This is a genomic window from Paenibacillus jamilae, from assembly GCF_050482105.1.
In the GTDB taxonomy this organism is placed as follows: Bacteria; Bacillota; Bacilli; order Paenibacillales; family Paenibacillaceae; genus Paenibacillus; species Paenibacillus jamilae_B.
In genome coordinates this window covers 106,090-118,239 of sequence record NZ_JBCNHI010000020.1, presented here as the reverse complement: position 1 = coordinate 118,239, position 12,150 = coordinate 106,090, and the positions used below count along the sequence as shown (strand labels likewise).

Here is a 12,150-nt window from a genome sequence, read left to right as displayed (position 1 = left end):
ATTGTCACCGGACATTAATTTGTAACGACATCGTTACATTGGACAATTCTGTCCAGCGAAGAATAAAAGGGAGACAGCACAATTTTACTCCCTCACTCATGAACGAATTTTCCGCGACTTCGCGGAGTAGGAATCGTGTCACCTTGGTGACATGGAATAGTGACGACATTACAAAAGGATATTTCCTTGGGGGACACTTGATGACACCCATTTTGTTTGATATTCACATGCACAGAAATATAGGAAATCCCACCATTTAAACGTACTAAGCTTATCCCAACAGGATTGGTGACTGCATACCGTTTGGCCTGAAGGACATTACGGTATCCCTCACGATCCGTAAATACCAAATCTGCTCCAAAATCTCTACTATCCTGTGTTTTATACGTATCACTATAACCCAAGCAATTGAACAGCTATAAATTAGAAACAATAAAATCTAAATTAAAAAAGGCAACAGGTAATGCCTGCCGCCTTACTCCCTATTATTCAGCTTCCGTTAACGTTTTTAAAGCTCCAGTAAATGAATTGTCGATCGACATAATTTCTCCATTAACTTGCTTGCTAAATTGAGACTCGGTAAGTTTATCTTTTCCTGCCGTGTGATTCTTAATGAATTTTATAAGATTTGCTTTCTGTTTTGCAACATCCTTTAAAATTTGGTCACTTTCTCGCTTGTAATTTTTAATACTTTTACTTAGTTCCACCTTTGCCACACTGAGTTGCTTCTTTAATTTATCGCAATCAGCCTTGGCTTGAGCTATTACCGCTTTACTAGACTTATTTTTCACTTCGTTTTTATATCGCGCAGTTGCCTGGTTTAATCTCTGAGTTAGTTCACGAACTTCTGCCCCCAGAACAGCATTAAGTTTTTTTTGTGCAGCTTTAATTTCTTTTACACGATCTTTGTAATTCTCAAAGTATAATTTTTCGATTTCACTTGTTGACATAGCTTTTGTAGATGTTGCTGCCAATACTTGTGATGGAATTAAAACAACAAACATTAATAATAGTAGAATAGCTTTCTTCATATGTATCCCCTTGTCTGGTAATAGTATAATTATCATAAGGGAAATTCAGGAAATAGGCAATATGTCTTATTTTAGTATCATGATATTTCTAAGGAAGCTTATCCGTTAGAATGATTATAGTAGAAGCTTTTTAATCTACAAAAAGGCGATAGTTATGAAGAAACATCGAATAGCAATCTTTATAATAATATACAAACACTGAAATTTATTCAGTTGAAACTAAAAAATAGCTAAAGCTCCCATGAAAGGAGTAGATGATGGAACTTATAATTATAAACATCATGAAAAAAAGTGAAAGATTATCCTCAATTAAGTGAAAAAAACTCAATTAAGGATAATCTAAGCTATTCATTTTTCCAAATAATAGACCCATCAGAAGAGGTGATCATGCTGGGGGGGTCATCATGCAGGGAAATTTCAATAAAGGAACTTTTTCCTTTTTGCAACCATTTATATATACTTCCTTCATCGGTAATCGGCTTAGATATTATTTTTTTAACTTCAACAACTGCAGCATCATATTCAATGAACCCATTATCATCTTCATCTAAGCCATTGTTTGTTTCATAGATGGTGTCCCTAGTACCAATAATCTTTAATCCACTATTCCAATGAATAGTTAATTCTTCTTTTGGTACTGAAATAATGGCTTTAATTAAAGAATCATATCCCATATATTCCTCCTTGGTTTAAGGCGCTGCAGGTACAATATGAGCGCCATCTTTACTGTAATGAATTATTCCTTTTGTGGTTTCCTCGAACATACCAGTATCTCTATTATAGTATTTCCCAATAGGTTTTCCGAAATCAATCCTTTCCCGTCCGGCTTTAAACATATCACCTTCTCCAGAATAACTATCAAGTAATTCTTGTGCGGTTTTGTTATCACCATAGAGGATACTCTTGTTCTTACCATTTGCTAAGTCTTGTTTGTAGTTGGGTGTCCCCACAATATGCTTCTCTTGATCTCCATGTTTTACTTTTACAGGATAACCGTCTACTTCACGGTAAGGACCTGATGGAACAGATTTCTTCCCATAAGAAGGAGCATCTTCTCCCTTTACCATCTGCCACAATTCCGCTGAGCTTTTCCCTATTCCGCTTGCACCTTTATATGCGGTGGTACTTCCATGCGCTGCCAAAGCTGCTGATCCAATTAATCCTGGTACTCCAACGATACTTCCAACTCCTGTAGATGAAACAGCAACTGATAATCCTTCTCCACCTATTCCAGCTACCACCTCACCAGCGCCCTGCAATGTCGTAGCTACGTGGCCGAGAATTTCGCCTACTTTAGCTGCCATAGGATGATCATAATCCCGTTCTTTATCAGGCAGTATCCCTAGGGTTAAATCTTCCTGGATAGCACCTTTTGCTCCCTGTGCAGTATCCCAGAAAATTTCTCCTTGTAGTTTGCTAGCTTCCAACTGAGCTTCCGCCTTGGTGATCTCCGCTTTTCCAATCTGTTCAAAAATTTTATGTAACCAACCTTCACCGCTGGATGCTGTTTTGATAGGTACACCATTCCCTGGCACATCTAATACGACTTTTTCCCCATCTACTTGTGTGAAGTTATTTGAAATAAAAATGAGTTCTTGTGCAACCGTAGAAAGTCGTTCAAGCGTTACACTCATGGATTGACGAGAAACCTGAAATTCCTGAAAAAATCTTTCTCGGGTAGCTCCTGACCAGCCTTGTTGCACAAAATCAATTTGTCTGCTCAAAGAATTCAGCATACGTTCCATTTCATGCTTTCCGTGTAAGAACTGATCAGCCACTTCCATCAATTTGTCAGGTGGAACCAATATTCTCCCCATTCTACCACGCCCACTTTAATTTTGATGGAAATAATCTTATCAGAAGGGGGGAACTAGGGAAATCCATCTACAATCCTGTTATTCCCTTTTAAATCCATGTGACATTTGAACTGAAATAAACAAATTTATTATATCTAAAGTAGTGTATATCGCTGTTAGATGATGCTTAAGTTAGAATATAGTATTAGTCTCTTTTAAATCTTGATCCAACTATGTGCTGTAACTCAAGAAGCAAACTTATTTTGATTTGGCCCTTAACATAACCCAGCCCCCTTTATAAAAAAGGATTGTATAGAAAAATATTTACAAAATATAGATTTTATTCTTTAATTATTTTAAATAATGAACCTTTTGCATTTGACTTGATGTTTACAAAAAATATTTTAGAGAGGAATTAAATTTATGAAGAAAATCTTAACAGCATTATTGTCTGCCGCATTAATATTATCTTTGCCAGTTGCATCTTTTGCAAATAAAGATTACATAGCAAATGCGGAGCAATCAATACCTGTAACTCAAGATCAAGGTAATGCCGATGGAAACGAAGTTAAGGATGCCCGTTTAATTACACCTATGGATGTTATAACTATACCTGCTATTCATCATATGGGAAAAGGAGCCTTCAGATATTTCTTCACACTCTCTCCTCAGAACGGTAAAAAATTGAATATCTACGCTAAAAATAATGGTTCGTCAACAGTTTATCTTAGTGTAAAAGTCAACGGTCTGGACTTCGGCGAAACAACTATTCCTGTCGGCGGACAAAAAACTAGGAATTTCGAACAATTAGTTGGTATTGGCTTATCAGGTAACTATGAAGTATATATATACAACAATGACGGCTCTCCCTATGACCTTAATGTAAGTGCTAGACAATTTTGAACACAAGAGGTTCGTCTACTTTGTAAGATAGTCTCTTTTTTTATATCTGAACGTCTTTCTTACTTTCTTAAAATCTCAAAATATCAACTGACTTACAAGATGTAGTATAATTTATTTTATCTCAGTGAGCCCGTATATCGTACAATTTACATAACATCAATAAATTTCCTCCCCTATATTTCACTAAGCTCGCTATATTTATAGACTTTTCCTACATTATTTTGCAGGGTTTCATAGTACAAAAATTCTGTTTTCCATAAACATTATTGGAGGCTAAGAAATGAGTAAATTTGAGAAAAATCTAATTAAATATTTATCTTACAGTTTTTTTGTAGGAATATACTATTCCTTTATTAAAGGGCCAACAACGAGTTCTTCAGTCAACGGTATATTTGAATTTTATACAGTACCCACTTCTACTTTTATTTTTAGAACTTTATCACTCTCGTTTCTACTAAGCCTCATTGCTGGAGTAGTGTATACAATCGTTTTTTTATTTGTAAAAGGAAATAAGTAGACTTCCCAGAATAATTCCAAAGTAAATATTGCTCGTGGTGACTTGCTTCCAACAAAGAAGACAGTTATGAAGAAACAATATTTATAGCAATTATATTTGCAAGCATTTGGATACTTAGTAGTTACACTAAAGTCATCTCAAAGCGAAGTATTCAATTATCTTGTAAAAATTCATGGATACAAACCTTCTGAAATTTATTCAGTTGAAAATCAAATAGCTTAAGCTCCCTTAGTTAGTAAACAAGTTATATTCAAGGATTTTATAAGAAATGCAGGGTGAATTATTCAATATAACCAAGCTCCCATTAAAGAAGTAGATGATGAAACGTATAATTATAAACATCATGAAGACAAATAAAATGATCGTCTAGAAGCTAAAAAGGAGCAAGCCCAAAATACACTTTTTCAAATCTTTATGCTATCCCACAATTCTAAGATATTCTTATCGTCAATTTTTCCATTAACAAACAACTCTCTTGCTGATTGAAACGACTGCGAAAAACTGTCTCTTTCCCGAGTAAGAAAATACTCTTCTTCATTATGGCTAATCCAGTAACTATCGTTTTTATAATAGAATTGAAATTCTTCTCCCATCTCAAAACGTTCTACTAATTCAGTGTATTCCAAAACAATCCCTCCTACTTATTGTTAACTCTTTTAAATGTTCCGTCTTCTTTCCACTCAAGGAATCTGCATGCGTTTCAGTATAATAGAAATAATCTTATCAGAAGGGGTGATTTAGAGAAAACCATCTACTATCCTGTTATTTCCTTTTAATCCATGTGACATTTGAACTGAAATAAAACAGAAATACTATGACTAAAGTATTGTACATCGCTGTTGGATGATTCCTAAGTTAGAATATAGTAGTCGTCGCTTCAAAGCTCGAACCTCAGCCATACCCTGCAACTCAGGAAACAATGTCAGTATGGTAAGATTAGCTTACTCTTCCTCTTCGTTAACCGCTTTTATCAGATTTCCGTAGACTGCCCTCGTATGAGCAGATGCATGTTCTTTAAAATGTGTAAATAACCTCATACATCTGATAGCTTGTATTCTATTATTAGCTTCAATAGACTTTTCCAAACAACTACACAGAAATGTGAAGCCTTCTGAAAACCTCCCTTTACGCAAATGATAGATTGCCAATCCCCTTGATAAATGAGTGAAACGTTCTGCACTAATTTGTTGAGTATATACGCCTACCTGATTTTGTTCCTTCAAAAAAGATTGAATTTCTGTTTTAAACCTTTCAAGGATGTGATCTACATTAATATTATATCGATTAGCCGCCTCAATTATATTATCTATTGCAGGGAGTATTTCATCTATCTTTGAAGAGAAATAAGTAACATAATCAGGGATTACGCCTAAGTCCCCAGACATAAGCCTATTCACATAAATATTAGCAGTTGCCCATTCTTTAAATTGGTTTTTCCATTCTAGGGTCGTTTCATCTTTCTCTTCTACCCATCTTAAATCGGCATATCTTTGAATATGTTGGAGCGCTGCATCATAATCTTTATTAGCATCACAAACTTCAGCTCGTATTAAATGCGAAAATGCCCAGTAGACAAATGGAGGGTATAGCGCCTTCTTTGTGTTTTTATTATTTTCATGATGCTGTTGATCAATTTTGTATTGTATTTTTGCTTTATTTCCTAACACTTTGGCGAACGCATCCAATTTAGCCCATTTTCGTAAAGAACGATATGTATTCACCAACGCCCTTAGTGCATCTAACTGATCTATCTCATCTAACCGTTCAACGTAAGGCTCAAATTGAATGGCTGCATCATAGTTTTTCTCTTGATCGTCCCCAATACGAATCGTAAACAATCGATACTGGCAAACCGCCAATCGTTCTGAATACTGATACTTTTCCCCTTCCGCCACATTTTCATAAAGGAATGCCGCTACTTCAGTATAACCATTGTTAAAAGAATCCTCGGCTACTTCAAAAAGTGAAGGAAGATAAACAGGATTATCTAGCAACATACCTACAACTCTTTGCAAGCAATCAAGTCGTCCTAACTCCACGCATCGGTACAAAAAAGGGCTGATTCTTCGCCAGTTAAGCGGTTCTTCTTTAATACATTCATCAATATAACGTTCATAAAAATAATCCGGTGGCAAGTTCATTCCCATAGTGATACAATCTAGCTGGTGAACAGAAATAGGTCGGTTGCCCGTCACAATGCCACTAACTGTTCCTACATTCAAGTCAATAATATGACCAAACTCGGTCATGGTTAAGCTTTTTCGTATCAGATAGGTTTGAACTTCTGCTCTAATCGTAGGTATGATCTCCATAGATAAACCACCCTTTCAACGTAAACTCGGCATATGATACATAATACATTTTTGCACTTTTTACATATATTTCTCAAAAGAAGATTTCCTCATATTACTTATATACAGCAAAACACGCAATAAAAAGGCTAGACGGATCATTCCATCTAACCTGTTCCATTATCCATTTGGTTTATACTCTGTACCTTTTAAGTGCTTTAAATATCATACATCTTTTTCCTGTTAGGAATAATTACATTTCGCCATGGTGACTCGGTTGATAGCCATGTTCTTGATCATGAAAAAGTAAAGGGGCAGTAACTATCGCTACTAACATAAAGCTGGTTGCTAAAAAGGTCAGAATTATTTTACGCTTCATCTTGATCCACCTCATTAATCAATTTTCTGTAAGCTGTCTTCGTCTCAAATGATGAATGCTCTTGATAAGAGTCAAAAAGCCTCATACATTTAATTATATATGATTTATTATTGATTAATGTAGATTTTTCCAAACAACTTAATAAAAATTTAAAACCATCAGAGAATCTTCCTTTAGTCAAAAAGTAGACTGATAATTCCTTAGAAAAATGTATAAAACGCTCTGTTATGAATCTTTGAGTATAATAGCCTTCGATTTTTTGTTGTTCTAAATAAGATGAAATGTCCTCCTTGAATTGCTCTAAAATATCATCTACATCAAATTGGTATCGATTAGCCGCCTCAAAGATATTATCAAGTGCGGGAAGAACCTCATCTTTCCTTGAAGAAATATAAGATACATACTCGGGAAGTACGCTCTTTTCGCCTGAAAGAAGCTTATTCACATAAGTATTTACTACCGCCCAATCCTCATACTTATTTTTCCATTCCAATGTTTCTTCATCTGTATCCAAAACCCAGCTTAAATCAGCATACTTTTTGATATGATGAAGTCCCTTTTCATAGTCTTTCCTCTCGTCATATGCTTGTGCACGAAGCAAATGAGAAAAAGCCCAATAAGCAAATAGAGGAAAGCTTGGTTTCTTTACATTTTCTCTTTTGGATGGATGGCGTTCTTGCTCCATGTTATATTGGATTTTGGCCTTGTCTCCCAGAGCTTTAGCGAATAATTCTACTTTGTCCCATTTTCGTAACGAACGGTATGTATTCGCCAGATCTTTTAATGCATCTAACTGTTCTATCTCATCTAGTCGATCAACGTATATTTCAAATTGAACGGCTGCTTCATAGTTTTTCTCTTGATTATCTCCTTGCCTTGTATGGAACAAGCGATACTGACACATAGCCAGACGTTCTGAATATTGCTTTTTCTCACTTATAGCCACATTTTCATAAAGTATGGTTGCCGCTTGATACATTTTTTCATGAAATAATTCTTCGGCAAGCTCAAATAAAGATTCTGAATAGCCTAGTTTATCCATCAATAAATTAACCACATCATGAATGCAGTCCAATTTATTGAGTCTCGCACAATTATGTATAAAAGGACTCATTCGACGCCAATTCGGATTAGCCTCTGCTAAATACTCAGACACGTAGCGTTCATAGTAATAACCAACGGGATAGCCCATCGCTTGTGTAATTCGGTCTAACTGATCGACTGAAAGTGTGCGGTTCCCATTAATAATACTGCTCATGGTGCCCGGATTCATTTCGGCTTCTCTAGCTAAATCACTTAGGATTAAATCATGATCTCTCATATGTTTTGCTATCTCTGTGAGTATCGTGGTTGTTGTGTTGTACAAAGTAACCACCCCTTGTCAGGAACTTAGTAGGATATCCACTCATTAAAAAAGGACTATTGCAATCCAATGATTGTATAGCCTTTCCGCAATCCATTGTACCATCTTTTGGCACAATATCATATACCTTTCAGAACCTTACTTAAGATACCTTTGAAGGGTTTGCAAAGAAAATTAAGCTCTACAAATCCTGAGACATACGAATCATATCTCTACACTGTATACCATTCTCATAAATTTCTTCTACATAGTTATGTCTGACAAAGAAATCCAGATCTACACCAACAATTCTGAAACCACATTTTTGGTAGAGGGCTAGCTGTCCAATGCTAGAGTTTCCTGTACCAATTTCTAACGTTGTATATCCTTGTGCCCGGGCTGTTTCAATCGCATGTGTCACTAATTGTCTGCCTATCCCTTTACCATGCATGACTTCAGCTACTGCTATATTCACTACTTCAATTGTTTTAGGTCTTGTAGGTAACAGCACATAAACGCCCACAATTTGATCGTCAACTTCTGCTACATAACACTGCCCTCTTTTTAAATATTCTTCAACAAGTTGGCGCGAAGGATCAGCTAGTAACAAAAGCTCTAACGGATAGTTTTCATGTGAATGAAGCGGTCTTATATTCATCTATTCTCTCCTATATGTATGGTAATCCCCGGATATTCCTCTTATTGATCTATTCTAGAAATCCAGGGTGGTGGCAATGAGATGAAGCCTTAACTCAGGTTGATCTCAATTCATACGACCCATTATGAAGCGAAAGACGGGCAGAGCATATACCTTCAAACAAGACACGGATGCTGAACACGGTCGGAAGCCTATCATCAGGAAACCAGGGACGTTGCTTGTCTGTAACAATAAAGGAACCTTCCACATCCCCTAGCGGTACAAATTTCTGTCCAGCCCCTCCCCATGAATTAAGTTGGAACGTTTCGGTAATTATTCTAGAACCCTCTGGAACATCATCGACCGGAAGACCAATCTCGCTTATACGAAGTATCGAGTGAGATCCGAAAGCTTCAGCGACTGCATTATCGAGTGTATGGTGAGCAATGAATTCAACGAGGTTTTGATCCGGATCATAGAAGTAAAACGCGGTTGCATTCCAGTTTTCGAAATAAAACTCATCTTCTTGGTGCCTTGAAATCAACGAAATTCCTCGGTTGATAGCCCACTGTTTGGCTTCTATAAATTTATTGGTTGGAATCGTAAAGGCAATATGGTAAAACTCATTTTCCATATGGGAGGATTCCTGAAAAGCAAGCACCGATTCCCCTACTTGAAACGATAACCGCGAAGTCCCCTCCTCTACAACCTGCAAATCCAGGAGAGAACCGTAAAAAATCTTCATCGCTTCGAAGCTGTGTGTACCTAAGAGCACTTCTTTTAATTTCAAAGCAGTCGTCCTCCTCATAAATAAAAAATAAGACCATTACATTGATTATTGGCTATCTTTTAATTCGCTCAAAAGTTTGGCATTTACATCCAACGCCTTAAATCGAAGTAATATATCCTGTTCATCCAGAGCTTTACTTTTCGCCATTTCGAGATAAAGCTTGGGCTGATCCCGAAATGCCCGTGCGCCCCCAATCGAGTATGCCTTCTTGAGATATTTATAAGCTAATCCAGGCTTGCTCTGAAGAAGATGCGTTTCCGCCATTTGAATGTAAGGCTCTGCATGTATAATTCGGTGCCCTGAACCTTCCAAATCTAAAATTTCGTCATTTAAAAGCTCTACTGATCGCTCCATATGACTGTTATAGTTGAGTATTTGAACATACTGATGCAAGGTTACAGCTGTAATGCCCCATGTATGCTTTGGCTCAGGGATTAGATCCCAAGCCTTCTGTGCTTTTTCCTCGGCCATACCGCTATCTATGGGAAGTGTAAGAGCTGCTTCCTCTCCAAGAGCCCAAATCGCTTCTTCCAATTGAGCCTCCAGATCGTGATACATTCGAATATCCATCAGATTCCTCCCCATAAATAATGTAATTTCAACACATAGAGATGTCTACTCCTTTATTACGATTAGCGAAAACGCTTAATTAAGGATATCACTCCCCAGGTGAGCAACGCCAAGATCCCGCTAATGATTACGAATGTCATTAAGATCGAAGTCCATACGAAATGCAATCAACATCACCCCATGTATCATTTTATGGTCATAATGTAGAGTACTCCTCTAATGTCTCTCCATATTTTAACGCACGTTGACTTCCGTTGCATTTGATTTGAACATTTTTATTTTTATGATAATCATTAAAAATGCTAGCAGTGCAAACATCATTCCGCTCCAGATGAGCTGGTGTATTCCCAAGTGAGAGATAAACCACCCGCCTATAGCAGCCCCTATCGTAATGCCGAGATTAGAGAATGAGACAAACAGGCTGTTACCGAATTCTGGAGCTTCCTTTGTTTCAGTGGTTAACCAAGTTTGGCTATTAATTAGCCCTCCAGAATGCACGGCTCCCCACATGAGCACAACCACAATCATCGGTAGGAAAGAAGTGCCCAGCGCATAAGTGAGTACGTAAATGACCATATATAGCAACGGGAACGTGATGATGGTCTTGGTCAGATTTTTATGTAATAATCCTCCAAATAAAAAGTTCCCAAAAATCATAACGACTCCAAAGACCATCAGCATTATGCTAATCCATGATCCGTTCATCAGAGTTACTTTTCCAAGATATTCAGCAAAATAGCTATACACTGAAAACATAGCTGCAAAGATAAAAATAACAGACACAATATTGAACCATAATTGAGGCTTGCGTAATACACTAAGCTGTTTGCCATAAGACATCTTTTCCTGAACAGGGAGAGAAGGAAGCCAGATGAGGATTCCTACAAATGCAATCATGCTTATGACAGCTCCAAACCAGAAAGCAGCTTCTAATGCTATTTTCTCAGCAAGATAAGAAGTCAAGGGAACGCCAAAAGCAAATCCTACCGTGATTCCGGCGAAAACCTTGGTGACGGCTTTACTGCTCTTTTCCGGGGGAACAAGATGAGATGCGGTCACGAGAGCAACCGAAAAAAAGACAGGGTGAAATATAGCAGGGAGAACGCGAAAAATGAGCATGACCTCAAAATGAGTAGTATAGGCATAGACAACATTTGAAATAACAAAGCTGAAGACAGCTATTAATAGTATAAGTTTACGATTCATGCCAGAAACGAGTAAGGTCAAAAACGGCCCTGAGATGGCAACAACGAAAGAAAATATACTGACGAGCCAACCAGCCTGGGAAGCTGATATATTGAATTTTTGAGTGACTTGGGGAAGAACGCCTATAATGCCCATTTCCGTTGTAATAATGCCGAACACGCCCAAAGCTAGAATGATAATAAGTATCGGGTTAACCTTTTTCATAGTAAGTATAAGCCTCCAATTAATTATATATATAGATTCGTAGATATGTTATGTGAAAAAAAACTCCTTTCTGTTTATAGTTCTTTTTGGATGTACTCGGCAAATTCCTGTATTGTTTTTTCATTCCGACGATAGTACGTCCACTTCCCTACCCGCTCAGACTCTAACAAACCGGATTTTTGCATCGTTAATAAATAACTTGAAATTACAGACTGTGCAAGTCCCGATTTAGCCTGAATATCTCCCACACATACACCAATTTGAAAATTAAGCCCTTGCTTTAAATAAACCTGCTCATCAAAATAATCTTCCGGTTTTTTTAACCACTGCATAATTAGACGACGAGTCTCGTTGGACAAAGCTTTATAAATCAATGACGGTTCCATACATCACATTATATCTACTTTATTAGATTTGTAAATATTTAATTCAGAAGATGACTAGAAAAAATAATAAAGGCTGCTCCCTCACGGAGAATCCGCTT

General features: G+C 37.0%; 13 protein-coding genes and 1 pseudogene. 1 reads left to right on the top strand and 13 read right to left on the bottom strand.

Annotation, left to right across the window (positions count from 1 at the left end):
• Window positions 1–260: 260 nt before the first annotated feature.
• From ABEW32_RS19375 to ABEW32_RS19360, 4 genes and pseudogenes are all read right to left on the bottom strand, one after another.
• Window positions 261–416 (bottom strand): annotated as a pseudogene (locus ABEW32_RS19375) (restriction endonuclease); the annotation flags it as partial.
• A gap of 69 nt (window positions 417–485) precedes the next feature.
• A complete protein-coding gene (locus ABEW32_RS19370; protein ID WP_430190810.1) occupies window positions 486–1,031 on the bottom strand; it encodes a hypothetical protein in 546 nt (181 codons plus the stop codon).
• A gap of 344 nt (window positions 1,032–1,375) precedes the next feature.
• Complete coding sequence (locus ABEW32_RS19365; protein ID WP_430190807.1) at window positions 1,376–1,705, bottom strand: hypothetical protein; 330 nt, start codon at window positions 1,703–1,705, stop codon at window positions 1,376–1,378.
• Between the two features lie 15 nt (window positions 1,706–1,720).
• Window positions 1,721–2,848, bottom strand: a complete 1,128-nt coding sequence (locus ABEW32_RS19360) for a WXG100 family type VII secretion target (RefSeq protein ID WP_430190804.1) — start codon at window positions 2,846–2,848, stop codon at window positions 1,721–1,723.
• Between the two features lie 402 nt (window positions 2,849–3,250).
• Between ABEW32_RS19360 and ABEW32_RS19355 the strand changes: the two genes are divergently transcribed.
• On the top strand, window positions 3,251–3,730 hold the full coding sequence (locus tag ABEW32_RS19355) for a hypothetical protein (RefSeq protein ID WP_430190801.1): 480 nt from the start codon (window positions 3,251–3,253) through the stop codon (window positions 3,728–3,730).
• 921 nt (window positions 3,731–4,651) lie between these two features.
• Here the strand turns inward: ABEW32_RS19355 and ABEW32_RS19350 are convergent.
• The 9 genes from ABEW32_RS19350 to ABEW32_RS19310 form a co-directional block, all read right to left on the bottom strand.
• Entirely contained in the window at window positions 4,652–4,873 is a 222-nt protein-coding gene (locus ABEW32_RS19350) for a hypothetical protein (protein ID WP_430190798.1), read from the bottom strand.
• Window positions 4,874–5,188: 315 nt separating this feature from the next.
• Complete coding sequence (locus ABEW32_RS19345) at window positions 5,189–6,559, bottom strand: transcriptional regulator (protein WP_430190795.1); 1,371 nt, start codon at window positions 6,557–6,559, stop codon at window positions 5,189–5,191.
• 232 nt (window positions 6,560–6,791) lie between these two features.
• The gene (locus tag ABEW32_RS19340) at window positions 6,792–6,917 is read right to left on the bottom strand and encodes a hypothetical protein (RefSeq protein ID WP_016820449.1); all 126 of its coding nucleotides are present in this window, start codon (window positions 6,915–6,917) and stop codon (window positions 6,792–6,794) included.
• Window positions 6,907–8,238, bottom strand: coding sequence for a helix-turn-helix domain-containing protein (locus tag ABEW32_RS19335; RefSeq protein ID WP_430191984.1), 1,332 nt, complete (start codon window positions 8,236–8,238; stop codon window positions 6,907–6,909). Before ABEW32_RS19335 ends, ABEW32_RS19340 begins: the two co-directional genes overlap by 11 nt.
• 223 nt (window positions 8,239–8,461) lie before the next feature.
• A complete protein-coding gene (locus ABEW32_RS19330) occupies window positions 8,462–8,917 on the bottom strand; it encodes a GNAT family N-acetyltransferase (RefSeq protein ID WP_430190792.1) in 456 nt (151 codons plus the stop codon).
• Window positions 8,918–9,011: 94 nt separating this feature from the next.
• Window positions 9,012–9,686 (bottom strand): VOC family protein, encoded by a 675-nt coding sequence (locus ABEW32_RS19325; RefSeq protein WP_090887761.1) that lies wholly within the window; start codon window positions 9,684–9,686, stop codon window positions 9,012–9,014.
• 45 nt (window positions 9,687–9,731) lie between these two features.
• Window positions 9,732–10,256, bottom strand: coding sequence for a hypothetical protein (locus ABEW32_RS19320; protein ID WP_430190789.1), 525 nt, complete (start codon window positions 10,254–10,256; stop codon window positions 9,732–9,734).
• A 234-nt stretch (window positions 10,257–10,490) separates the two neighbouring features.
• Window positions 10,491–11,666: an MFS transporter gene (locus ABEW32_RS19315; RefSeq protein WP_430190786.1), complete on the bottom strand. Its 1,176-nt coding sequence runs from the start codon at window positions 11,664–11,666 to the stop codon at window positions 10,491–10,493.
• Between the two features lie 74 nt (window positions 11,667–11,740).
• Window positions 11,741–12,052 (bottom strand): ArsR/SmtB family transcription factor, encoded by a 312-nt coding sequence (locus ABEW32_RS19310; RefSeq protein WP_430190783.1) that lies wholly within the window; start codon window positions 12,050–12,052, stop codon window positions 11,741–11,743.
• Window positions 12,053–12,150: the final 98 nt, after the last annotated feature.

What these genes read in the sequence shown, in the direction of transcription:
- ABEW32_RS19355 (WP_430190801.1), top strand. Translation starts at nt 3,251, where the DNA reads ATGAAGAAAATCTTAACAGCATTATTGTCTGCCGCATTAATATTATCT.
- ABEW32_RS19360 (WP_430190804.1), bottom strand. Translation starts at nt 2,848, where the DNA reads ATGGGGAGAATATTGGTTCCACCTGACAAATTGATGGAAGTGGCTGAT.
- ABEW32_RS19320 (WP_430190789.1), bottom strand. Translation starts at nt 10,256, where the DNA reads ATGGATATTCGAATGTATCACGATCTGGAGGCTCAATTGGAAGAAGCG.
- ABEW32_RS19345 (WP_430190795.1), bottom strand. Translation starts at nt 6,559, where the DNA reads ATGGAGATCATACCTACGATTAGAGCAGAAGTTCAAACCTATCTGATA.
- ABEW32_RS19310 (WP_430190783.1), bottom strand. Translation starts at nt 12,052, where the DNA reads ATGGAACCGTCATTGATTTATAAAGCTTTGTCCAACGAGACTCGTCGT.
- ABEW32_RS19315 (WP_430190786.1), bottom strand. Translation starts at nt 11,666, where the DNA reads ATGAAAAAGGTTAACCCGATACTTATTATCATTCTAGCTTTGGGCGTG.
- ABEW32_RS19370 (WP_430190810.1), bottom strand. Translation starts at nt 1,031, where the DNA reads ATGAAGAAAGCTATTCTACTATTATTAATGTTTGTTGTTTTAATTCCA.
- ABEW32_RS19330 (WP_430190792.1), bottom strand. Translation starts at nt 8,917, where the DNA reads ATGAATATAAGACCGCTTCATTCACATGAAAACTATCCGTTAGAGCTT.
- ABEW32_RS19340 (WP_016820449.1), bottom strand. Translation starts at nt 6,917, where the DNA reads ATGAAGCGTAAAATAATTCTGACCTTTTTAGCAACCAGCTTTATGTTA.
- ABEW32_RS19335 (WP_430191984.1), bottom strand. Translation starts at nt 8,238, where the DNA reads ATGAGAGATCATGATTTAATCCTAAGTGATTTAGCTAGAGAAGCCGAA.
- ABEW32_RS19365 (WP_430190807.1), bottom strand. Translation starts at nt 1,705, where the DNA reads ATGGGATATGATTCTTTAATTAAAGCCATTATTTCAGTACCAAAAGAA.